Source organism: Microbacterium sp. F2, assembly GCF_052274505.1.
Taxonomy (GTDB): Bacteria; Actinomycetota; Actinomycetes; order Actinomycetales; family Microbacteriaceae; genus Microbacterium.
In genome coordinates this window covers 143,909-164,724 of the sequence record NZ_JBNVBV010000005.1, presented here as the reverse complement: position 1 = coordinate 164,724, position 20,816 = coordinate 143,909, and the positions used below count along the sequence as shown (strand labels likewise).

Here is a 20,816-nt window from a genome sequence, read left to right as displayed (position 1 = left end):
GGGCCGATGCACGTACCCGACGGATTCCTCAGCGTGCCGGTCTCGATTGCTACGGGGGTCGTGGCGGCCGGAGCTATCGGCCTCGCGATCAAGAACTCGCGTGCCGAGATGACCGATGACCGCAGGGCCCCGATGGTGGGAATCGTCGCCACGGTGATCTTCGCCACGCAGATGATCAACTTCCCCGTCGGCGCCGGAACCAGCGGCCACCTGCTGGGCGGTGCACTCGCGGCTGTGCTGTTGGGGCCGTGGACAGCGGTGCTCGCTGTGAGCGCCGTGTTCATCGTCCAGGCCCTCCTGTTCGCCGACGGCGGGCTGACGGCCCTCGGCACCAACATCACGCTCATGGGTCTCGTGACGATCGGCGTCGGTTGGTGGGTGTTCCGGGGCCTCGTCCGCGTGCTTCCCGTACGCCGATGGGCCATCGCGGTAGCCGCGGGCATCGGTGGCCTGCTTTCGGTGCCCGCAGCTGCGATCGCGTTCGTCGGGTTGTTCGCCATCGGTGGCCAGGTGGCAGTTCCGATCGACGCAGTCTTTGTTGCGATGGTCGGCTGGCATACTCTCATCGGGATCGGCGAGGCGATCATCACCGGACTCATCGTCGCCGCCGTACTCACCGCCCGTCCGGACCTTGTCTACGGAGCGCACTTCCAGCGATCCGGAGCCATCGAGACCCGAGAGGCGGCGTTGGCATGAGTGCCACGCCCACCCCCGCGGCGCGCCGGATCTCCACGCGCGCCTTCACTCTCTGGGCCCTGGGGATCGCACTGGTGATCGCGACGGTCGTCAGCATCTGGGCCTCATCGAACCCTGACGGGCTGGAATTCGTCGCGCAGGCAGTCGGCTTCGGCAGCGCCGCGCACGACAGTGCAACGGCGGGCTCGCCCTTGGCCGACTACACGGTGGCAGGACTCGACGGGAATTGGCTGTCGATCCTCATCGTCGGTGTCGTCGGATGCGGCATCACCTTCGCTCTGGCGTGGCTTCTCGGGCGTCTGGCACGGCGCGGCTGACGCCGTGAGCCCCGGATGAGGTCGATGCGGTGAGCGCGCTGGACTGGGGTCATCAGGCGGGAGCCTCCCTCCTGCACCGCGCCCCCGCACGGACGAAGCTGATCGCGACGGTGGCCTTCGCCGCTGTCGTGGTCGCCACTCCCCGCGAGTGGTTCCCCGCCTTCTCGGTCTACGCGCTGGTGGTGGTCTCAGCGCTGGTCATCGCGCGCGTGCCACCCCGGGTCGTGGCACGGCGGATGACGATCGAGTTGCCCTTCGTCGTGTTCGCGCTTCTGCTTCCCTTCATCGCGACAGGGCCGACGATCGAGGTTGGTCCGTTCGCGCTCGCTGTTGAGGGGCTCTGGGGCGCATGGGCGCTCCTAGCCAAGGCGACCCTCGCCGTGGGCGCCGCGACCGTCCTCATCTCGACCACCGAGCCGCGGCGGATGGTGCAGGCGCTCGGTCAGCTCCGCCTCCCCGCGGTCCTCACCTCGATCATCGGCTTCATGATCCGGTATCTGGACCTCATCGTCGAGGAGACCCGTCGGATGCGCATCGCTCGCGAATCGCGGGGGTTCCGAGCTCGCGGCCTTGCGTCCTGGCGGATCATCGCGCAGGCGGCGGGCGCGGTCATCGTGCGCTCCCATGCCCGCGGCGAGCGCGTTCATCTCGCGATGCTGTCGCGGGGCGGAGCCGGATGAGTTCGGCATCCGTATCGGTGCGCGGGGTCCGTTTCTCCTACCCGTCCGGCACTGCCGTGCTGCACGAGGTCGACCTCGAGATCGCCGCCGGCGAGCGAGTCGCGGTGCTTGGACCGAACGGGGCGGGCAAGACGACGCTCATGCTGCACCTGAACGGCATCCACCTTCCCGATCACGGGGTCGTGGAGATCGGCGGGACCCGGGTCAGCCGAGGGGCGCTGCCCGAGATCCGCCGCCGGGTGGGCGTCGTCTTCCAGGACCCCGACGACCAGCTCTTCCTCCCGACGATCGGCGAGGATGTCGCATTCGGCCCCGGCAACTACGGCGTGCGCGGGCCCGAGCTGGAGTTGCGGGTGACCGCGGCGCTGACACGTGTCGGGCTCGGGCAGCACCGAGACACGGCGCCGGGCAGGCTCTCGCTCGGCCAACGACGCCGCGCGGCTATTGCGACGATCCTGTCGATGGATGTCGAGGTCATCGTGCTCGACGAGCCGACCTCCAACCTCGACCCCGCCGCCCGTCGAGATCTGTCCGCGACCCTCGGTGCACTCGACGCCACGCTCATCGTGGTCACCCACGACCTCCCTTACGCCCTCGAACTCTGCCCTCGGTCGGTGATCCTCGACGAAGGTCGAATCGTCGCCGACGGTGCGACGGCCGACATCCTCTCCGACGCCGACCTGTTGCGCGCACACGGCCTCGAGCTGCCGTGGGGGTTCGATCCGCGAGCGCCCCGTCCACCCCGTACCGCCGCGACCGGCCACGGCCCGGCGCCAGAACAGGTCAGGATGCCGCGAGCCGAGCGTTGACCCGCGCGAGCTGGGCACTCACGCGAGCCTCGAGCCCCCCGGCAGCGTCGCCATCGAGGACCTCGGCCACCGCCCCCCAGTGGATGGCAACCTTCTCGCCCGCCGTCGCGGTGTCGCCGAAGGGGACCGCGACGTCGCGCTCAGCGTCAGCATCGTCGGAGTCGTCGAGCGCGAGAACGCCCTCGCGGTAGACCAGTCGCGGTCCGCGCACGCGCCAGTGCGTGGCATCCGTGTGCACCACCGTGGCAGGGAGGATCGCGCACGACTCCAGCACCTCGACGGGCTCGGGCCGACCGGTGCTGAGCAATCGTGTCCAGGGGTAGACCCCGAAGACGTGAAAGGCGTGATGGGGAGCCGCCTCGGCAGCCAGCGACTCGTCGAGGTATGCCCAGTACGACCCGGCGCGTGGACCGATGATCGCCAGCAGCTCACGCCAGAAGACGGCGGGATCGATGGCGTCGCCCTCGGCGGAACCTGTCCAGTACGCCCGCACCGCCCTCTCATCGAGCGGATCGCACGCGAGGAGGCTCCCGATGACCGTCAGATACGGCCAGGCGCCCGAGAAGCGGGTAGCCGCCCCCCGGACATCTACCCCACCCCCCTCACCGCGCGCCACCTCCGCGAGCAGGGGTGCGCCATCGGGGCCGCAGTAGCCCTTCTCGTTCGGGTGGTACGCGTACCGCGCGAACAGTCGTTCCCCGTGCGGTCTCGAGTCGGCGCTCACACGCGGGCCACGGCCTGGGCCGCCTCCCGGTGGAGCCGACCGAAGTTGTAGTACGCGGCGCACGCGCCCTCCGGCGAGACCATGCAGGTACCGATCGGGGTCTCGGGGGTGCACGCGGTGCCGAACACCTTGCACTCCCAGGGCTTGATCACACCTCGCAGGACGCTGCCGCACTCACACGCGGGCGGGTCCTCTACCCGGACGCCCGGCAGCGCGAACTTCTTCTCGGCGTCGAATCGTTCGTAGTCGGGGTGGATGCCGTACCCAGAGCGCGGGATGTAGCCGAGGCCCCGCCACTCGAACGTGTCGCGCACCGCAAAGACCTGCTGCATGAGCGCCAGCGCGGCAGGATTCCCTTCGCGCCGCACCACCCGCGCGTACTGGTTCTCCACCTCGCAGCGGCCGTCCTCGAACTGCGCCAGCAGCATCTCGACCGACTGGAGGATGTCGAGCGGTTCGAAGCCGGTGACCACGATGGGAAGCCCATACTCGGCGGGGATGAAGTCGTAGACCGTCGTCCCCACCACTGTCGACACGTGGCCGGGACCGATGAAACCGTCGAGGTCGAGGTCGTCGGCATCCAGGATCGCGCGCAGCGGCGGTTCGATCAGGACGTGATTGCAGAAGATCGAGAAGTTCCTGATATCGAGCGCTGCAGCACGAGCGATCGTCACCGCCGTCGACGGTGCGGTTGTCTCGAAACCGACGGCGAAGAACACGACTTCCTTGTCGGGATTGTCGATCGCGATCTTGAGGGCATCCAGCGGCGAGTACACGAAGCGGACGTCGGCACCTGCCGCTTGCGCCTGCAGGAGGCTGCCCTCGGTGCCGGGAACGCGCATCATGTCGCCGAAGGTCGTGAAGATCACGCCTGGCCGATGCGCGAGCCACACCGCGTCATCCACGCGTCCCATGGGGATCACGCACACCGGGCATCCGGGACCGTGCACGAGTTGCACGGCCTCGGGAAGAAGGTGCTCGAGCCCGTGCCGATAGATCGTATGGGTGTGACCGCCGCACACCTCCATGAACGACAGCGTGCGGCCGAGACGCTGCGTCTGCGCCTCGATGACACCGAGTAACGACCGGGCTGCAGCGGGGTCGCGGAACTCATCGACGAAACGCATCAGACGATCTCCGTTTCCATGAAGGCCTCGAGCTCTTCGTCGTACGTACGCCCGAGCTTGCGGATCTGATCGAGGGTGACATCCGCCTCGTGCTCGTCGATCTTGCTCATCGCGAAACCGACGTGCACCAGCACCCAGTCCCCGACTCCGACGTGCTCGTCGGCGAGCAGCCGCGTGGAAATGACGCGGCGAACACCACTGACTTCGACCGACGCGAGGTGTTCGTCGGCATCGACGACCTCGACGATCTCACCGGGGATTCCGAGACACATGACTGACCTCTCTCTCAGCAGATCCGGGGAAGGGGGTCGCCCACGAGCATGTCGACGATGCGGGTGCCGCCGAAGGCGTTGCGCACTGCCACGATGTCGGAGGGGCTTGCGACAACTTCGCCGATGATCGCGGCACTCCCGCCCCCGGGCAGGGCCCGCAGGGCAGCGAGCCCGGCATCCGCGACATCGGCGGGAACGACCGCAGCGAACATCCCCTCGTTGGCGACGTAGAGGGGATCGATCCCGAGCATGTCGCACGCGCCGCGAACGACCGGGGCAACCGGCACTGCTTCGTCGTCGACGATCACTCCGCGCCCGGATGCCTGTACGAGCTCGTTGAGCACGGTGCCGAGGCCCCCACGGGTGGCGTCCCGCATCCAACGGGTCTGCGGCGCGGCATCCAGGAGAGCCTCGACGAGTCCATTCACAGCACGAGAGTCGGATGAGATTTCGGCGTCGATGGCGAGGTTCCCGCGCGCAAGCATGACAGCCATCCCGTGGGCGCCGATGGGTCCCGACACGAGGATGCGATCGCCCGGCTCGACGAGGTCGGCTCCGAGTCGACGGCCTTCGGGGAGCACCCCGACACCGGCCGTCGTGATGAAGAGCTTGTCGGCGGCGCCCCGGGGTACGACCTTGGTGTCGCCGGCGACGATCGACACGCCCGCCGCGTCGGCTGCAGCCCGCATGTCGGCGGCGATCTCGCGGAGTGTCTGGACGGGAAGCCCCTCTTCGATGACGAAAGCCGCGGTGAGTGCAGTGGGCACCGCACCGCTGACGGCGAGGTCGTTGACGGTGCCGTTGACGGCAAGGTCGCCGATGCTCCCTCCGGGGAAGCGGATCGGGTTGACGACGTAGGAGTCGGTGGTCATCGCGATGCGTCCCGCCGGCCGGTCCAGGACCGCGGCGTCGCCCGGGTCGCCCGGTGTGGGAGAGCCGAATGCTTCGAAGAAGACGGCGTCCACGAGCGCCGCAGAGGCCTTCCCCCCGGCTCCGTGCGCCAGGGTGATCACCTCGTCGATCAGCCGCGGGCGGCGACGGCGGAATGCTTCGATGCGGGCGAGGACCTCGTCCTCCGACTCATTGAGCCGGTTCTTACCGCGCCGAACCGTGTCAGCTGCCGTGGCGTCGGTGGTCATGACATCACCTCCGCGGCGATCGGGACGGGCACCTCGGGCGGCAGCGGCACCGTCGCGATCGCCATCCCCGCGTGGATGACCACCAGGTCGCCCGGCCTGACGGGTCCGAGGATCGTGACATCGACATCCTCCTCGCCGTCCGCAGTACGTACGCGCGCCGGAGCGAACAGGACGGGTGGAGCCGCGAGGACCTCTCCGAGTCGACCTTCGTCGCTGCAGGTGATACAGACCTCGTCGGTGCACTCCACGATGGCCGGTTGCAGCGCGGCAGGGTCTTCTCGCAGGTCGTCGGCGATGGCGAGGATGCCGGGCACGACGACCTCGGCGTCGCCGGCGACGCACACGGTGGCCACGCCATCGGCGGGACGCTGAGCATCCCCCACCCAGATCCCCGCGACCCCCCATGCGGGAAGGCGCGCCAAGAGCCGATCCCGGTCGGCGAAGGCGCCGACGATGATCGCGGCATCCCCCGATCGCGCGGTAGCTCGCAGAATCTCGACCGCGTCGGCCTGCCCCACCTCCCGGGCACCGGAGAGCGCCGAAGAGTCCACGCCGATGACGTGCACGGCGCCACCGAGCACCTGGGCGCGGGCCACGTGGACGGCAGCGATCCGCAGGTCGCTCGCAAGTGCGGCGCTCACAGCCCGATCCTCGCGTCGTGGGCGATCGCACCGTCGGCATCGACGACGCCGGCATCCTGCATCGCGCTCATCACCTGGGTGACCTGATCGGCCGGAACGCGGGTGAGCGCAAAGCCGGCGTGCACGATGACGTAGTCGCCGACCTGGAGGTCGGGGAGGAAGTTGAGCTTGGCGGTACGGGTCTCGCCGGCGAAGTCGATCTCGGCGACGATCGCGCCGTCGGGCTCGACCCAGCGGTCGGTGATCCTGCCCGGAATCGCAAGGCACATCGGGCTCACTCCCCTCTGCCGGACGAGCCGGCAAGCATCAGGTGTGCGGCGAGGGCCTGTCCGAGGCTCAGGCCGCCGTCCCCAGCGGGAACCCGACGGTGGAGCATCATCGGGATCCCGTCGCGGGACAGTCTAGATCCGACCTCGTTCAGCAGCACGCGGTTTTGTGCGACGCCGCCGGTAATGCCCGCAACGTCGGCGCGGCCAGAGCGGACGAGGTCGGTGAGCGCGGTGGCGATCCAGGCAGCAACGCCGTCGTGGAACCACCGCGCCAGGCACGCGACCGGTTGTCCCGCACGCATCCGCTCAACGATGTCGGCGACCAGCGCGGGCAGATCGGCTGCCGCATCCGGGTGCCCGCCGTGCTCGCAGGAGCCCGCAGCTGCCTCGAGCTCCATCGCCGCCTGGGCTTCGTAGGTGATGCGATGACGGATGCCGAGTATCGCCGCGACGGCGTCGAAGACCCGCCCGAGACTTGAGGTCGCGATCACTCCGACGGGCTCTGCTGAATCCAGCTGCGCATGCACGAGAGCCAGTTCCGCGGGTGGAGCATCAGCGGCGACGGGGATGCCGGAGTCGTCGATTCCCCAGTCGCGCAGCAGTCCGACAGCGACGCGCCAGGGGCTGCGAGCGGCGGTGTCCCCGCCGACCAACCGGAAGCGCGGGACGTGCGCAACGCGCTCATACTCGAGTGGGTCGGCCCCGACGAGCAGGATCTCGCCACCCCAAATGGTGGAGTCCTCACCCCACCCGGTGCCGTCGACGGCAGCCACCGCGACCCGGGTGCCGACCGCGCCGTGTTCGGCGACAAGACTCAGGGCGTGCGCGTGGTGATGCTGGACCTGAACGAGGGGGATCCCCGTCCGATCCGCATGCCGCTGCGCCCACCGCGTTGTCGCGTAATCGGGGTGCAGATCCGCGACCAGAAGAGCCGGCGAGCTGCGGTGCAGCGCCTCGAACTGCGCGACGCCCCGCTCGAAAGCATCCTGGCACGCGAGCGAACCCATGTCTCCGACGTGGGGCGACAGGAACGCCCGGTCATCGCGCACGATCGCGAACGTGTTCTTGAGTTCGCCTCCCACAGCGAGGACCACGCCACCACCAGACGGGGGTGAGAGACGGATCGGTAGCGGGGCGTACCCGCGACTGCGCCGGAGCGGAATCAGGTCGCCGTCTGCGCCACCGGCGAGCAGGACGGAGTCTTCAACGGGAACGTGGATGCCGCGGTCATTCGTCACGAAAAGGTCGGCGATCCCGCCGAGCAGCTCGAAAGCGTCGTCCTCGCGGAAGCACAGCGGGTCACCTGACACGTTGCCGCTCGTTGCCACCACGACGTCTGTCGGATTCAGCAGGATCTCATGCACCGCGGCGGAGGGAAGCATGATGCCCACCCGAGACAGCCCGGGAGCCACGGACGGCGCGAGATCGGCATCCGTCGCTGTATCGGCGATGACAATGGGACGGGCCGGCCCCGTCATCTCGCGGGCCACGGCTGCGTCGAGGTGCGCGATGCGCGATGCCTCCTCGATCGAACCGGCCATCACCGCGAAGGGCTTGTCGGGACGGCGCTTGCGCTCCCGCAACCGGCGGACGGCAGCGTCGCTGCGGGCATCGCACATCAAGGTGTAGCCGCCGAGGCCTTTGACCGCCACGATGCGCCCGTCCCCGAGAGCACGTCGCGCGGCGGCGAGCGCCTCCGCTCCGGTGCACAGGGGACCTCCGGTGGCATCCGTCAGCGTGAGGGTCGGCCCGCAGTCGAAGCAGCTGATCGGTTGGGCGTGGTAGCGCCGATCGAGGGGATCCTCATACTCGGCGCGGCAGGCTGCGCACATCGGAAAGGCCGACATCGTCGTCAGCGGCCTGTCGTAGGGGAGGTCACGGATGATGCTCAACCGTGGCCCGCAGTTCGTGCACGTGATGAAGGGGTAGCCGAAGCGCCTGTCATCCGGGTCTCGGAGTTCACGACGGCAGTCGTCACAGCATCCGACATCGGGCGGGATGAGAGTGCGTGCGCCGCCGGCACGGCGGCTCTCGACGATCCGGAAGTCGGCCTCCCCCGGGATGGTGTCGCGATCCGCGGTGGTCATCTCGTCGATGACAGCGAGGACTGGCGCATGCTCACGCACCTCGCGCAGAAAGTTCGCGACGGCGGCGGCCGTCCCCTGCGCCTCGATGAAGACGCTTTCATCGTCGTTGCCGCACCATCCGGTCACGCCGTGCGCGGCAGCGATTCGCGCAACGTGCGGGCGAAACCCGACACCCTGCACGACACCGCGCACCGTCGCGGCTACGCGGACGCTGGGCACGACGACAGCGCGCAGGCGCGCCGTGTCAGTGCCCGCCGCAGCCACAGCCCTCGGGGCCGCATGCGCTGGCCCCGGTGCCGCAGGCACCCGTCGGGGCGGCGCTCGGCCCGCGCAACAGCGATTCGAGACTCACGAACGCTACGGGACGAGCGCTCGCCGTCGGCGCCGGCGCCGTCGCCTCGGCGGTGGCGGCGGGGTCCGGCATCCGGATGATTCCGTGCATGCCCAGCAGCATCCGCACTGCCGGGTCGTCGACGAGGTCGAAGAGGAGCTCCTTACCGCGCGGGTCCTCTCTCAGAGTCCGCACGATCGTGGTCAGCCCCTCCTTCGAGAGCGCATCGAGAGCGAGCGCGAACTCCTCGGCAACGGCGCGGCTTTCGGGATCGAGCCGACTGATGTCGGACACCGCCGCATCCAGCCGCGCGGCAGTGGTCTCAAGAGCGACGGTCTCAAGAGTGCCGGTCTCAAGAGTGCCGGTCTCGAGGGCGCCAGCCTCGCGGGCGCCAGCGTCGAGCATCGTCATCGGATACCTCCCCATTCGTTCCGGCGTGCGGGCGTCATGCCGGGCTCCCTGCCGCCACCAGTTGGTCACGGAGGTCACGCACGATCGCGGCCGAGTTCTCATCGCCCTTCGAGGCGAACAGGAACTCCGCCTCGTCGAACCGCCCCCGTGCATCGTCGAGGAGTCCGAGATGGGCAAGCGCGTTCCCCTGGTTCGAGAGCACCCGGGCGCGCCCGAGAGCATCCTTCTTCGGCGATCGGGTGCGTAGCACCACTTCGTAGAGATCGACAGCTTCCATGAGGTTGTCACGCTGGCGCGCGGACGGCGCGTACACCAGCGCGTTGGCGAGGTTCAGACGCGCACTGGCCCATTCCTCGGCGTCGTCCTTTTCATCGAGCAACCGTGCGGCGGTGCGAAGCGACTGGATCGCTATGCCCACCCGCAGCATGTCGGCATCCGACATGACGGGCGCCGCCAGGTACGCAGTGCCGAGGTTGAGATGTACGCGGGCGAACAGGGGCCGGTTCTCGCCCTCATCGAGGTGCCGGAGCGCCTCGGTGTAGCCCTGGATCGCTTCGGTGAGAGAGCGCCGCCCCTCGATCGCCATCCCGTGGACAAGGCCCGCGCGGTGGTAGAGGGCTTCGGCGTACGCGGCGCGGAGGTCGGTGCCCTTCAGTAACGCGACAGCCTCGTCAGCATCGGCAAGATTGTGTCCACGACCCGCCAGCTCGCTGAGGATGACGCCCGCGAACGCGGGAGCGACGCCGCGGACGTGGTCGGCGGCGGCGCGTAGGCATTCGACGGCCTCGTTCTCGTCGCCGTCATCGAGCGCATGGGCTGCCTGCGCGGTGAGGATCAGTGCGGCAACCTCGCCGGTGGAGCTACCGACCTCGGGCGGGATGCTGGTCTGCCCGAGCGTGAAGGCGACATGGTCGACGAGCGGCCGCCACTGGTCCCCGAGCGCGGCAGTCACCTCGGTTCGCGCGATGCTGTCGGGGTCGACGACGAAGAGGTTGTAGCGGTCGACGGGTCGGTCGGATGCCGCGAAGACCGCGGCAGCATCCTCGACCCGCCCCTCGTGGGCCAAACGCACACCCTCAAGCGCTGACGGCCAACTCTCGGGCAGGTGACCGGAAAGCAGAGACTGCCGCGCGGCATCCGTGTCGGCGCCGGCGATCAGCAGCAGACCGGCCGGCAGGGCAAACGCTCCGAGGGGCTGTGGGCGGTCGATCTCGGTCATCGGGAACCCTCTTCGGTGATGGTCAGGCGGCGGCGCTTTCGCGACCATTGTGCTCCCACAAAACCCACCGGGTAGTCATCGGCGAGCGCTTCGCGCAGGAGGACACTGCGATCGCCCGCGACATTGCGCTGCTTGAGCATCAGTCCACCGGATGCGGCCACACCGACCGGCATCACCACGATCTCGCCGGTGGGTGCACGAAGGGCGGCGATCCGGTCATCCGGAAAGTTGGCGCGGGCGAACTCCGCGGGAAGGCGCAGGTGCCCCTCGGGAGTGAACTCGACGGTGACCTGCTCGACGTCCTCAGTCATCGATCTGCTCCTCGAGCGCGGCGATGCGCTCACGCACGATCCCGAGCGCCCGTTCGATTGCCGCGTCCACGGCGGGGCTCAGGGGCGCACCGAAGGCGAAGGAACCGCCCTCGATGAGCAGAACATCGATGTCGTCCGGCATGAGCGGCCCCAAGAGCCACCGACCGAACGCGATCGCGTGATCCCACCGGAAGTCATGGCTTCCCATCGCACCGGCGGGAGGGAGTTCCGCGACGACATCTCCGGGAACGGCGAACAGGGTCCCGGGCTCGGCGCCGGTACTGGACGCATCGATGATGAGGACCCGGTTGGCGTGGCGCATCTCGAACGCGACGCCCATCCCGCTCGTCCCACCGTCGGCGATCCGGATGCGGTCAGGTACCGGGCCGGACTCCCACAGCCGCCTGATCAAGACCGGACCTGCCGCGTCGTCCCCGCGCAGGATGTTCCCACATCCGATGATCAACAGCTCGACGCGCGAACTCTCGTCACCGTCGTCGATCAACCGCCACGGCTCGACCGCCTCGTCGTTATGAAGGGCCGCGCCCGCCTTCACCTCTTCTCCCTCGCTCAACACATGTTGTTGATGACGAACGACGACATCTCTCGCCCCGTCTTGCCGTCGTAGGCGTGCACTGTGCACACGAGGCACGCGTCGAAGCTGCGGGTGACGTGGCCGAGCTCGACGGGGTCTTCCAGGTCGTAGACGGGAGCCCCGATCAGCGCCTTCTCGATCGGTCCGACGACTGCATCCTTATCGCGCGGTCCGATGTTCCACGCGCTCGGAGTGATGACGTTGTAGTTGGCGATCTTGCCGTCCTCGATGACGATCCAGTCCTGCAGAGCGCCGCGAGCGGCTTCCGTGCCGCCATAGCCGCGCGCCGACACCGGGTCGGTGGGCTCGGCGAAGAACGAGCCGTGCAGGTCGATCTGGTTCAGCCAGTTCTTCACGAGCTTGTAGTACTTCGCAGCCTCGTGCATCCGCGCGAGTTGACGCACCAGGACCGAGGGCCCCTTCTTGGCCATGACGTCGGTGAACAGCGGGTCGTAGTCCTGAAAATCCTTCGTCTGCGGCTTGCCTGCAACGACCTGCCGCGCGAGCGGTCCGGCTTCCAGTGGCAGCCGGCCGACCCCGGGCACGTCATAGCGCGGAGCTTTGGCGAAGGAATACTTGTCTTGCTTGGCACCGAGTTCGGGGTCGATCGCGTTCTGCTCCCCATCGAAGGGATGCACGACGTCATCCCCGCGATAGAACGAGTGCGCGACATCCTCGCTCACCCGCGCCTGGTCGTACTCGTGGTGTGCGCCGTTCGCGTACACACCCGATCGCACGACAAGTGCATCGTTACGTCCCTCGATCGTCGGGTGATCGTAGGATGCCGGGTCGAAGTAGGTACCGGCGGCGATGTAGTTGCCCCATCCCTGCCCGTACAGGTCAAGCCCGATGTCCAGGGCGTAGCGGATGAAGAACCCGCAGTCGGAGTCGCGGTGGGCGTCGCTCTCGTCGACCCAAGCCAGGATGTCTTCCCACGTCTTGTTCTCGAGCCACCGGTCGACGGTGCAGCCGAGCCACTGCTTCTCGAGCCATGCGTTCTTCCAGTTATCGAGGATCGCGTGCGAGCGGGTCACGTCACTGAGGGTCGGAGCGCCCATGATGCCACCGGGCACCATGAACGACGAATGCGGCCACTGACCGCCGAAGATCGCATAGATCTCGACGGGCTTCTGACTGAGCACGACACCCGGCTGGTAGCTCGTGCCGACGTAGGCCGAGAACCGCCGGCACGCCTCCTCGTAGAGGGGCGAGTCCTTGTACTTCTCGTGCGTGAGGTCGATCGCGAAGATCGCATAGAAGTAGCGCGGAATCGACTGCAGGGTCTCGACTGCCTGACCGATGTTGCGAACGAGCGTCGCGTTGTGGGGCACGAACGTCTGGAAGGCGGTGTCCAGTGCGTAGCACGCCTTGTAGAGATGGCTGCCGCCGCAGATCCCGCAGATGCGCGGCGTCATGATCAGACCCGCGCGCATGTCTTTGCCCCGCAGGATCGTTTCGAACCCGCGGAACATCATCGCCTGCGTCCAGGCATCCGTCACGACACCGTCTTCGATGGTGACGCGCACGTCCAGGTCGCCCTCGACGCGGCCGAGGGGGCTGACGTGCAGATCGACGGTAGAACTCATGTGCTGGGCCTTTCGGGCTAGACGACGAACATGTCCTCTTTGGACCACTTGGGTGCGGAGATCCGCGCCGCGGCAGCCATGGCCATGTAGGTGACGTGGTCCTCTCCGGGCGGGAGGTCCTTCGGGATGGCGCCGGCGATCAGCTGCGTCTTGAAGACGGAGCCGGGCATCAGGTCGGCGAACGGGAACTCGGGCTCGGTGCATCCGAGGCATGGCATGCCCGCGCGGGTCTTGGAAGACTGGCGGTTCCACAGGATGCGGTTGCACGGCGCGTGGGTCATCGGCCCGCGGCATCCGAATTCGTAGAACAGACATCCGGTGCGCGTGCCCTCACCGAAGCTCATCGTGGACTGCTTGAACTCGAAGAAGGTGTTTCGGGTGCAGCCGTTGTGCACGAACTGGGTGAAGAAGGTCTGGGGCCTGTTGAGGTCGTCGAGCGCGATGTCTCCGACGCGGCCCGTGGCCAGCGCAACGATGATCTGCGTAATCCAGTCGGGGTGAGCTGGGCAGCCGGGGATGTTGATGACGGGAAGTCCCGACTTACTGCGCCAGTCGGCACCGAGGAACCCGCCCTTGGCCTTGCGGTGGAACTGCAGACCGGTCGAGTCACTGGGGTTGGGCGCGACGGCGGGAAGACCGCCGAAGCACGCGCAGTCACCGATGGCCACGACAATGGATGCCGCCTCGGCAAGGTCTGTCACCCAATCCTTCATGGGTCGATCGGCGAACATATCGAAGCGGCCCGTGCCGTCGGGGCCTTCGATCACCGTCCCCTCGAACACGAAGATGTCGAGCTGGCGCTTGCCCTCGACACAGTCCTTGAAGATCTTCTGGGCGTTCTTGCCCATCTCAAGGCCCGTCGTCGGGTGCCAGAGAATCTCAAGCCCGAAGTCGACGATGAGATCGACCACGCTCGGCTCATCCGCGTTGAGGAACGACATCGTGTTCCCCGAACACGCCCCGCCCTGCAACCACAGCACGCTGGTCATGCCTGCTCTCCTTCCGTTGCGGTGGTCTCTCCCTCTGCACGGAGGGAGCGACCGAGTTCCTTGACGATCCGCAGCGCGAAGGCAAGCCCTCGCCTGACGTCGGGGTCACGGGTCATGCCGCTGATCGCGATGATGCTCGGCGGCTTCTGCTCAGCCTCGGCCTGCGCCTGCTCCGTGGCGCGACTCACGCCGCCGGCCAGCCTCGTCAGCAGATCGAGAAGCGCTGGGTCGAGCAGGCCCGAGGACCCGATCTTCTCGACGAGATCGGCATCGGCCACGTGCTCCAAGACGGGAATGGCCTGGTCGGCGACCTTCAGGAGCGCAGGGCCGGCTGCCACTGCCCGCTTTCCGACCGGACTCTCGGTGACCATCGCCACGGCTTCGTGGTAGCTGGTCGCGACGTTCTCGACGATGTTGTCGGAGTGCGCGAAGAAGCCGCCGACGACATCGAGGAGCCCCGCGACGAGCTCCGCGTTGTCGAGGAGATGGTTGAGGGCAGCGACGGTCTCGGGATCGCCGAGCCGCTGGCGGAGGCGCTCGGCCTCGATGTCGGCGCCTGTGATCATCTTCGCGTCGTCCGGCGAGAGCACAGTGCTCATACGGCGTCCTCCGATCGGGACACTCCGCGACGAGGTGTCCTGGCACGAATGTAGACCCGCCAGGTGTTGCGTAGCATCCGGAATGCGCAGGGTTTATCCTCAGAGCGATCCCCTGGAGGACAGATGACCCGTCCCCTGCGCACGCCGCCGGCGCTGGCGGGTGCCCCCTCGGTGCGCACCGACGACCCCCGGCGTCTCGCCGGCGAACTCGGGACTCTCCTGGGGGAGGGCACCGTCGCCGTCCACGACAACCGCGCGAGTCTCGACGGCGCGCTGTTCACGCGGAGCTTCGACACGATCTCGTTGGGCTACCTGGATATCGGGACCCCCACCACGATCGACATCCCGGTCACTGCCGACGCCGTCACGGTCTGCATGAACCAGGGCGGAGCGCTCGCGGCGCGCGTGGACGGAGTCACGGTGCACACCACGACGGTTCAGGCGATCGTGCTCTCACCGCGCACGGCGGTGCGGCTGGAGATGACTCCCGAATCTCCACAGCTCCTCGTCCGCCTCGAACGGCACGCCGTGGAGGCAGCCGTGGCTCGCACCCTCGGCCGACGCGTCAGCGAACCACTGCGATTTGAGCCGCTGTTCGATCTGAGCTCTCCCGAAAGCATCCGGTGGAGCATCGCGGTGCAGCTGCTGAGCACCGAGTCCATGACCGATTCGTCGCTGCTGTCCCTGCCGCTGGGCCGGCAGAGCATCGCCGACCTCCTGGTCGCGTCCCTGCTCCTGCTGCAGCCCTCGAACTACTCCAGCTCGCTGAGGCGACAGGCGACGTCGGGTCTCATGGTCGACGCCCTCGCCTACATCGAGCAGCACCTGGCCGAGCCGTTCTCGCTCGCGGCTCTTGCCCACGCGGTGCATGTCTCCCCGCGCCATCTGCAGCAGACCTTCCGTGACCGCCTGGGCACAACGCCGTCAGGCTACGTTCGCGACCAGCGACTGCAGCGGGTGCGCATCGATCTGACGGATGCCGACCCGAGGCGTGGCGCGACAGTGGCGGGGATCGCCCAACGGTGGGGGTTTGCGCACGCCGGCCGGTTCGCGAACGAGTACCGCGACCGTTTCGGAGAATCGCCCTCGCGCACCCTTCGCGGCGTCTGAGCACGCTGGCGCGTTCCGCGGGAGTGCCGATTGGATCTAGGGTGAGGGCATCCCCACCGGTGGGGTCGGAGGGCCGGATGCACGAGCTGTCGTTGTGCCGATCGATCGCTGCGATCGCTGAGCGTTCGAGCGCGGGCCGCCCCGTGCTCTCGATCCAGCTCGATGTCGGTCAGCTCCGCCAGGTGGTGCCCGAGACTCTCGTGTATTGCTGGGGCATCGTCTGCGAGAATTCGCCATCGCTGTCCGGATCGCGGCTCGAGGTGACCTCGATCCCGGCCATCGTCACGTGCCGCGAGTGCACCACCGATTCGACGATCGAGGGCGTGCCGATCCTGGTCTGCGCGTCATGCGGAAGTGGATCGGTGGTCGTACGATCTGGGGAGGAGTTCCTCGTCCGGTCAATGGAGGTCGGCGAAAAGGAAGGGAAGACCGATGGGTCGCTTTCACCGCCACGATGACGGAACCGTGCACGCTCACGATCACCACGATGATGGGCACTCGCATGAGCATTCGCATGGCGATCATGACCACCCGCATGATCACGAGCACGACGACCACATCGGTGATCACTCCGGCTACGAGACGGGCGCCGAACGCATCGACGTGCTGGAGCGGATCTTCAGCGAGAACGATGCTGCGGCCGACCGCAACCGCAGGGCCTTGGATGCCGCATCCGTCGTCTCGATCAACCTGATGTCATCTCCGGGCGCCGGCAAGACCACGCTGCTGGAGCGGACGCTCGCGGAGTTGGAGGGGCGCGTGCGCGTCGGGATCGTGGAGGGCGACATCGAAACCGCCCTCGACGCCGATCGACTCGACGGCTACGGAGCGCAGATCTCGCTCTTGAACACCGGAAACGGGTTCGGCGGCGAGTGCCACCTTGACGCACCGATGGTCGACCGGGCTCTGCGCGGTCTCGAGCTCGAGAACCTCGACCTCGTCGTGATCGAGAACGTCGGCAACCTCGTGTGCCCCGCCGAGTTCGACACCGGGGCTCACCATCGCGCCATGGTCGCATCCGTCACCGAGGGCGAGGACAAGCCGCTGAAGTATCCGGTGATGTTCCGGTCGGTGGACGTGGTCGTCGTGAACAAGACCGACCTGCTGCCCTACCTCGACTTCGACCTCGACCTGTTCCTCGCGAACGTCCGTGCCGTGAACCCGACAGCACGGATCATCCTCACGAGCGCGAAGGCAGGCGACGGCCTCGCCGACTGGTTCGCGTGGATCTCGGAGATCACCACGTCGGCCACCGCTCCCGCCCGGGGCTGACCCGGGACGGAAGGCCTCAGGCGATCTCGCCGGCGGCGACGACCTCGGCAAGACCCGCGACGCGCGACAGGTGGTAGACCCCGTACGCGTCTGCTTCACGGATGCGGCGCGCATCGGCATCCGTCTGCGCGTCGTGCGCGAGGGTTGCCGCGAGAATCCGTGCATGCATCAGCCCGCCAGCCACGAAGCCCAGGAGCATGAGGTACGGGACGCTGACGGCATATGCGTCGCGCGTCATCCCGAACGCGATCAGCTGTGCCGTCGCCTCCTCCGCCGATGCACGGGCCCGCTCGAGTCGCGCCGCGGTCCGTGCAGCGACGGGGTGGTCGAGGCTTTCGAGCATGGCGATCGCGTCGGCGGCCTCGCCGAGGACGCGGCCGACTGTCGCGCCGCCATCTCGGATGACTTTGCGGCCGATCAGGTCGTTGGACTGGATGGCTGTGGTGCCCTCGTAGATCGGCATGATCCGGGCATCGCGGTAGTGCTGGGGCGCGCCGGACTCCTCGATGAAGCCCATTCCGCCGTGCACCTGGATCGCGTCGGACGTGATCCGCAGGGCCTCTTCGGTGGTCCAGCCCTTGAAGATCGGGACGAACAGTTCGGCTAGGCGGAGGCTGTCGGCATCCGTGGCCCGGTCGAAGAGGTCGCCGACGTAGACGCCGAGGGCCCGCATCGCACTGATCTCGCTCGCCATCGACAGCAGGAGGCGACGGACGTCGGGGTGCTCGGCGATCGGGGTCCCGGCAGGACGATCGAGCACAGCACCTTGCATACGCTCTTGCGCATATGCCCGCGCGCGTTGGTAGGCGCGGTCGCTGATTCCCGTGGCCTGGAGCCCCATGCCGACACGGGCAGAGTTCATCATGACGAACATGCCGGCAAGACCGCCGTGCAGCTCGCCGACGAGGAAGCCGGTGGCTCCCTCGTACTCGAGGACGCAGGTCGGGCTGCCGTGGATGCCGAGCTTGTGCTCGACCGAGACCGTTGTGACGGCGTTGCGTTCCCCGGGGTTTCCAGCAGCGTCGGGCAGGAACTTCGGCACGACGAACAGCGAGATCCCCTTCGCACCCTCGGGGGCATCCGGCGTACGAGCGAGCACGAGGTGGACGATGTTCTCGGCGACGTCGTGGTCGCCCCATGTGATGAAGATCTTCTGGCCCTTGATCGACCACGTGCCGTCGTCGTTCGGCGTCGCCATGGTGCGGATCGCGCCGAGGTCGGTCCCGGCCTGCGGCTCCGTGAGATTCATCGTGCCGGTCCACTCGCCGCTGACGAGTCGCGTGAGGTATTGCTCACGCAGGTCGTCGGAGGCATAGGCATCCAGGGCGTGGATCGCACCGGTGTTGAGAGCGCTGCACAGCGCGAACGCGGTGTTAGCCGCGTTCCACATCTCGCCGAGTCCCGCCTGCACGAGGGCAGGCAGCCCATCGCCGCCGGCAGACTCGGGCGCTTCGGCGGTGATCCAGCCCGCCTCGACCATCGCGCGATAGGCCTCGCGGAACCCGGCTGGCGTCTTCGCCTGACCGTCGATGACCCTTACTCCCTCGCGGTCGCCGGATGCGTTCAGCGGCGCCAGCACCTCGGATGCGAGCTCCCCCGCCGCAGAGAGCGCGTCAACCGCATCCTCCGCCGAGAGGGCCCCCTCCGTGGCGCGCGCCACGAGATCAGTGCCGAACGCCTCGGCGAACAAGAACGCGTAGTCATCGACGGGAGGAACGTAGGCGGAGGTGTCGGCCATGACGAACTCGCTTTCAAGGGTGGGACTGCGACTCATCATAGATGACACTGCGTCTCATCCGCGCGTCAGTGGGCGCCCACGTTGCTAGAGGATGCCGCGCTCCATGGCTACCGTCACGGCGTGGGTTCGGTCGGCGACCTCGAGCTTGTCGAAGATCTTCAGCAAATGGGTCTTGACGGTCGACTCGCCAATGCCGAGGTCTGTGCCGATGAGTTTGTTGCTGCGACCGCGAGCGACGAGGCGCAGGACCTCGATCTCGCGCGGCGTGAGGGTGACGGATGCCGCGGGCTCACGCATCCGTGACACCAGCCGCGCCGCCACGGCCGGGGACAGCGCCGTCTGCCCCGTCGCGACCAGGCGGATCCCCGCGACGATCTCGTCCTGCGGCGCAGCCTTGAGAAGGTATCCGGCGGCTCCCGCCTCGATCGCCGCCAGGATCTGATCATCAGTCTCATACGTCGTGAGGATGAGCACGCGGGGCGCGTCGGTGCCAGAGGCGACGATGCGAGCCGTCGCTGCAACACCGTCGATCACGGGCATCCGCAGGTCCATGAGCACGACATCCGGCTTCTCGCGTGCTGCCAGCTCGACCGCCTGGGCACCGTCGGCCGCCTGACCGACGACCTCGAATCCCTCCTCATCGGCAAAGAGGCCGGCAAGGCCCGCGCGCACGACGGGATGGTCATCGGCGATCAGGAGTCGGATCATGCCGCGACTCCGGCCGGTGGGAGCAGGATCGTCAGCGTCGCGCCGTGGCCGGGTGCGGATTCCACCTCGACGTCCCCTCCCGCGAGTGTCGCGCGGTCGCTGATGCCATCCAAACCGAATCCGGTGCGGGCTGCTGACGGGTCGAAGCCGACTCCGTCGTCGCGGACAGTCATCCGGATCCCCTCGCCATCGGGGGCCACGGTCACGAGGACCACGGTTGCCCGCGCGTGCTTTCGGACGTTGGCCAGAGCCTCTTGCAGGCAGCGCAGCAGAACGACCTGCTGCTCGCGATCGAGATCCACGCCGGCTGCGACCTCGACGTCGATCGCGAGGCCGACCTCTGCCCGGAAGCGCGCGGCCAGCCGCTCGATCGCTGCCGCGAGAGCGTCATCGGCGGGAACGGCAGCCATCCGCGCCACGAGCGCGCGGGACTCGGCGAGCGCCTCGCGCGCGGTCTGCTCGATCGTCGCGATCGTCTCGGCCGCGGCATCCGTTCGCCCGTCCCGCGCTTGCCTGCCCGCACGCTCACTCAACAGGACGAGACCGGCGAGAGTCTGGGCGAGAGTGTCGTGGATGTCACGAGCGATGCGCTCCCGCTCCTCCGCCGCACCCCGATCCCGACTGAGCGCCTCGACCTGGGACTGCGCCGCGGTCAGCTCCGTCACCAGGCGCGCCCGTTCCTGCCCGTACTCGGCGATGCTCGAGATCCACAGGCCGAGAGCAGTCGCGAAGACGACGGCCAGGCCCCCGGAGAGGATGCCCTCCCAGAGCGACTCGATCGTGAAACCGCCGTGAGCCACGAACCCGATGAAAACACCGAAACCGATCGCGACGGATCCGAGAACACCTCCTCGACGGGTCTCGACCGACACCCACACGAGGGGATACGCGAGAGTCTGCAGCATCGCCATGAACGGGGCAGCGGTAACGCCGACTCCGATGGAGATGGTCACGAGGACGACGAACACGACGGCCAGCGACGTGCTGCTGCGCTGCCGGAGCCGCCGGCCGAAGCCGAAATAGGCGACGACCAGAAGCGCCGCGGAGGCAGCGACCAGCATCCGATCAAGACCGTCGAGTTCCGACAGGACCAGGATGGGCGCGACGATCGCTGCCGCCACGATCGGGACGACGACATCCCACCATCGCGATTCGCTCATCATCACCCCTTCGCCTGCCTTACGCG

24 protein-coding genes are annotated in these 20,816 nt (G+C 67.9%); 7 read left to right on the top strand and 17 right to left on the bottom strand.

Features of this window, described 5'->3' with window-relative positions:
• Positions 1-6: 6 nt before the first annotated feature.
• The 4 genes from ACQVDU_RS10950 to ACQVDU_RS10935 are packed head-to-tail and all read left to right on the top strand — an operon-like array spanning position 7 to position 2,502.
• Positions 7-696 (top strand): energy-coupling factor ABC transporter permease, encoded by a 690-nt coding sequence (locus ACQVDU_RS10950; RefSeq protein ID WP_443477121.1) that lies wholly within the window; start codon positions 7-9, stop codon positions 694-696.
• Positions 693-1,013, top strand: coding sequence for a PDGLE domain-containing protein (locus tag ACQVDU_RS10945; protein ID WP_443477120.1), 321 nt, complete (start codon positions 693-695; stop codon positions 1,011-1,013). Before ACQVDU_RS10950 ends, ACQVDU_RS10945 begins: the two co-directional genes overlap by 4 nt.
• 29 nt (positions 1,014-1,042) lie before the next feature.
• Entirely contained in the window at positions 1,043-1,693 is a 651-nt protein-coding gene (cbiQ, locus tag ACQVDU_RS10940; protein ID WP_443477119.1) for a cobalt ECF transporter T component CbiQ, read from the top strand.
• Entirely contained in the window at positions 1,690-2,502 is an 813-nt protein-coding gene (locus ACQVDU_RS10935) for an energy-coupling factor ABC transporter ATP-binding protein (protein ID WP_443477118.1), read from the top strand. The genes cbiQ and ACQVDU_RS10935 overlap by 4 nt, the downstream gene beginning before the upstream one ends.
• Here the strand turns inward: ACQVDU_RS10935 and ACQVDU_RS10930 are convergent.
• From ACQVDU_RS10930 to ACQVDU_RS10865, 14 genes are read right to left on the bottom strand one after another with little or no spacing between them, the layout of a single operon-like run.
• Positions 2,477-3,226 (bottom strand): DUF6390 family protein, encoded by a 750-nt coding sequence (locus tag ACQVDU_RS10930; RefSeq protein ID WP_443477117.1) that lies wholly within the window; start codon positions 3,224-3,226, stop codon positions 2,477-2,479. The two genes, ACQVDU_RS10935 and ACQVDU_RS10930, sit on opposite strands and share 26 nt — an antisense overlap.
• A complete protein-coding gene (hypD, locus tag ACQVDU_RS10925) occupies positions 3,223-4,353 on the bottom strand; it encodes a hydrogenase formation protein HypD (protein WP_443477116.1) in 1,131 nt (376 codons plus the stop codon). The genes ACQVDU_RS10930 and hypD overlap by 4 nt, the downstream gene beginning before the upstream one ends.
• Positions 4,353-4,625, bottom strand: a complete 273-nt coding sequence (locus tag ACQVDU_RS10920) for a HypC/HybG/HupF family hydrogenase formation chaperone (RefSeq protein WP_292710032.1) — start codon at positions 4,623-4,625, stop codon at positions 4,353-4,355. The genes hypD and ACQVDU_RS10920 overlap by 1 nt, the downstream gene beginning before the upstream one ends.
• A gap of 14 nt (positions 4,626-4,639) precedes the next feature.
• Positions 4,640-5,764, bottom strand: coding sequence for a hydrogenase expression/formation protein HypE (hypE, locus tag ACQVDU_RS10915; protein ID WP_443477115.1), 1,125 nt, complete (start codon positions 5,762-5,764; stop codon positions 4,640-4,642).
• Positions 5,761-6,405: a hypothetical protein gene (locus ACQVDU_RS10910; RefSeq protein ID WP_443477114.1), complete on the bottom strand. Its 645-nt coding sequence runs from the start codon at positions 6,403-6,405 to the stop codon at positions 5,761-5,763. Before ACQVDU_RS10910 ends, hypE begins: the two co-directional genes overlap by 4 nt.
• On the bottom strand, positions 6,402-6,674 hold the full coding sequence (locus tag ACQVDU_RS10905; protein ID WP_331791805.1) for a HypC/HybG/HupF family hydrogenase formation chaperone: 273 nt from the start codon (positions 6,672-6,674) through the stop codon (positions 6,402-6,404). Before ACQVDU_RS10905 ends, ACQVDU_RS10910 begins: the two co-directional genes overlap by 4 nt.
• Positions 6,675-6,679: 5 nt before the next feature.
• Complete coding sequence (hypF, locus tag ACQVDU_RS10900; RefSeq protein WP_443477113.1) at positions 6,680-8,980, bottom strand: carbamoyltransferase HypF; 2,301 nt, start codon at positions 8,978-8,980, stop codon at positions 6,680-6,682.
• 25 nt (positions 8,981-9,005) lie between these two features.
• Positions 9,006-9,503 (bottom strand): hypothetical protein, encoded by a 498-nt coding sequence (locus ACQVDU_RS10895; RefSeq protein WP_443477112.1) that lies wholly within the window; start codon positions 9,501-9,503, stop codon positions 9,006-9,008.
• Between the two features lie 34 nt (positions 9,504-9,537).
• A complete protein-coding gene (locus ACQVDU_RS10890) occupies positions 9,538-10,722 on the bottom strand; it encodes a hypothetical protein (protein WP_443477111.1) in 1,185 nt (394 codons plus the stop codon).
• On the bottom strand, positions 10,719-11,033 hold the full coding sequence (locus tag ACQVDU_RS10885) for a hypothetical protein (RefSeq protein ID WP_300590904.1): 315 nt from the start codon (positions 11,031-11,033) through the stop codon (positions 10,719-10,721). Before ACQVDU_RS10885 ends, ACQVDU_RS10890 begins: the two co-directional genes overlap by 4 nt.
• Entirely contained in the window at positions 11,026-11,607 is a 582-nt protein-coding gene (locus ACQVDU_RS10880) for a hydrogenase maturation protease (protein ID WP_344678935.1), read from the bottom strand. The genes ACQVDU_RS10885 and ACQVDU_RS10880 overlap by 8 nt, the downstream gene beginning before the upstream one ends.
• Positions 11,604-13,214 (bottom strand): nickel-dependent hydrogenase large subunit, encoded by a 1,611-nt coding sequence (locus ACQVDU_RS10875; protein WP_300590906.1) that lies wholly within the window; start codon positions 13,212-13,214, stop codon positions 11,604-11,606. Before ACQVDU_RS10875 ends, ACQVDU_RS10880 begins: the two co-directional genes overlap by 4 nt.
• A gap of 17 nt (positions 13,215-13,231) precedes the next feature.
• Positions 13,232-14,203 carry a hydrogenase gene (locus ACQVDU_RS10870; protein WP_292710011.1) on the bottom strand — a complete coding sequence of 324 codons (972 nt, stop codon included), beginning with the start codon at positions 14,201-14,203 and terminating at the stop codon, positions 13,232-13,234.
• Entirely contained in the window at positions 14,200-14,802 is a 603-nt protein-coding gene (locus ACQVDU_RS10865) for a DUF1641 domain-containing protein (RefSeq protein ID WP_341579931.1), read from the bottom strand. The genes ACQVDU_RS10870 and ACQVDU_RS10865 overlap by 4 nt, the downstream gene beginning before the upstream one ends.
• A gap of 123 nt (positions 14,803-14,925) precedes the next feature.
• On the opposite strand from ACQVDU_RS10865, the gene ACQVDU_RS10860 reads away from it, so the two are divergent.
• The 3 genes from ACQVDU_RS10860 (at position 14,926) to hypB (ending at position 17,184) form a co-directional block, all read left to right on the top strand.
• Positions 14,926-15,912, top strand: a complete 987-nt coding sequence (locus ACQVDU_RS10860; protein WP_443477110.1) for an AraC family transcriptional regulator — start codon at positions 14,926-14,928, stop codon at positions 15,910-15,912.
• 77 nt (positions 15,913-15,989) lie between these two features.
• The gene (locus ACQVDU_RS10855) at positions 15,990-16,370 is read left to right on the top strand and encodes a hydrogenase maturation nickel metallochaperone HypA (RefSeq protein ID WP_443477109.1); all 381 of its coding nucleotides are present in this window, start codon (positions 15,990-15,992) and stop codon (positions 16,368-16,370) included.
• The gene (hypB, locus tag ACQVDU_RS10850) at positions 16,345-17,184 is read left to right on the top strand and encodes a hydrogenase nickel incorporation protein HypB (RefSeq protein WP_443477108.1); all 840 of its coding nucleotides are present in this window, start codon (positions 16,345-16,347) and stop codon (positions 17,182-17,184) included. The genes ACQVDU_RS10855 and hypB overlap by 26 nt, the downstream gene beginning before the upstream one ends.
• 16 nt (positions 17,185-17,200) lie before the next feature.
• Here the strand turns inward: hypB and ACQVDU_RS10845 are convergent, their stop codons facing one another.
• The 3 genes from ACQVDU_RS10845 to ACQVDU_RS10835 form a co-directional block, all read right to left on the bottom strand.
• Positions 17,201-18,922 carry an acyl-CoA dehydrogenase gene (locus ACQVDU_RS10845; protein WP_443477107.1) on the bottom strand — a complete coding sequence of 574 codons (1,722 nt, stop codon included), beginning with the start codon at positions 18,920-18,922 and terminating at the stop codon, positions 17,201-17,203.
• A gap of 84 nt (positions 18,923-19,006) precedes the next feature.
• Positions 19,007-19,630 (bottom strand): response regulator, encoded by a 624-nt coding sequence (locus tag ACQVDU_RS10840; protein ID WP_443477106.1) that lies wholly within the window; start codon positions 19,628-19,630, stop codon positions 19,007-19,009.
• Positions 19,627-20,790 carry a sensor histidine kinase gene (locus ACQVDU_RS10835; protein WP_443477105.1) on the bottom strand — a complete coding sequence of 388 codons (1,164 nt, stop codon included), beginning with the start codon at positions 20,788-20,790 and terminating at the stop codon, positions 19,627-19,629. The genes ACQVDU_RS10840 and ACQVDU_RS10835 overlap by 4 nt, the downstream gene beginning before the upstream one ends.
• Positions 20,791-20,816 lie beyond the last annotated feature (26 nt).

Coding starts and splice junctions, on each gene's coding strand:
- ACQVDU_RS10950 (WP_443477121.1), top strand. CDS start 7: ATGCACGTACCCGACGGATTCCTCAGCGTGCCGGTCTCGATTGCTACG.
- ACQVDU_RS10945 (WP_443477120.1), top strand. CDS start 693: ATGAGTGCCACGCCCACCCCCGCGGCGCGCCGGATCTCCACGCGCGCC.
- ACQVDU_RS10935 (WP_443477118.1), top strand. CDS start 1,690: ATGAGTTCGGCATCCGTATCGGTGCGCGGGGTCCGTTTCTCCTACCCG.
- hypD (WP_443477116.1), bottom strand. CDS start 4,353: ATGCGTTTCGTCGATGAGTTCCGCGACCCCGCTGCAGCCCGGTCGTTA.
- ACQVDU_RS10920 (WP_292710032.1), bottom strand. CDS start 4,625: ATGTGTCTCGGAATCCCCGGTGAGATCGTCGAGGTCGTCGATGCCGAC.
- hypE (WP_443477115.1), bottom strand. CDS start 5,764: ATGACCACCGACGCCACGGCAGCTGACACGGTTCGGCGCGGTAAGAAC.
- ACQVDU_RS10905 (WP_331791805.1), bottom strand. CDS start 6,674: ATGTGCCTTGCGATTCCGGGCAGGATCACCGACCGCTGGGTCGAGCCC.
- ACQVDU_RS10895 (WP_443477112.1), bottom strand. CDS start 9,503: ATGACGATGCTCGACGCTGGCGCCCGCGAGGCTGGCGCCCTCGAGACC.
- ACQVDU_RS10890 (WP_443477111.1), bottom strand. CDS start 10,722: ATGACCGAGATCGACCGCCCACAGCCCCTCGGAGCGTTTGCCCTGCCG.
- ACQVDU_RS10885 (WP_300590904.1), bottom strand. CDS start 11,033: ATGACTGAGGACGTCGAGCAGGTCACCGTCGAGTTCACTCCCGAGGGG.
- ACQVDU_RS10875 (WP_300590906.1), bottom strand. CDS start 13,214: ATGAGTTCTACCGTCGATCTGCACGTCAGCCCCCTCGGCCGCGTCGAG.
- ACQVDU_RS10870 (WP_292710011.1), bottom strand. CDS start 14,203: ATGACCAGCGTGCTGTGGTTGCAGGGCGGGGCGTGTTCGGGGAACACG.
- ACQVDU_RS10865 (WP_341579931.1), bottom strand. CDS start 14,802: ATGAGCACTGTGCTCTCGCCGGACGACGCGAAGATGATCACAGGCGCC.
- ACQVDU_RS10860 (WP_443477110.1), top strand. CDS start 14,926: ATGACCCGTCCCCTGCGCACGCCGCCGGCGCTGGCGGGTGCCCCCTCG.
- ACQVDU_RS10855 (WP_443477109.1), top strand. CDS start 15,990: ATGCACGAGCTGTCGTTGTGCCGATCGATCGCTGCGATCGCTGAGCGT.
- hypB (WP_443477108.1), top strand. CDS start 16,345: ATGGGTCGCTTTCACCGCCACGATGACGGAACCGTGCACGCTCACGAT.
- ACQVDU_RS10845 (WP_443477107.1), bottom strand. CDS start 18,922: ATGGCCGACACCTCCGCCTACGTTCCTCCCGTCGATGACTACGCGTTC.
- ACQVDU_RS10840 (WP_443477106.1), bottom strand. CDS start 19,630: ATGATCCGACTCCTGATCGCCGATGACCATCCCGTCGTGCGCGCGGGC.
- ACQVDU_RS10835 (WP_443477105.1), bottom strand. CDS start 20,790: ATGAGCGAATCGCGATGGTGGGATGTCGTCGTCCCGATCGTGGCGGCA.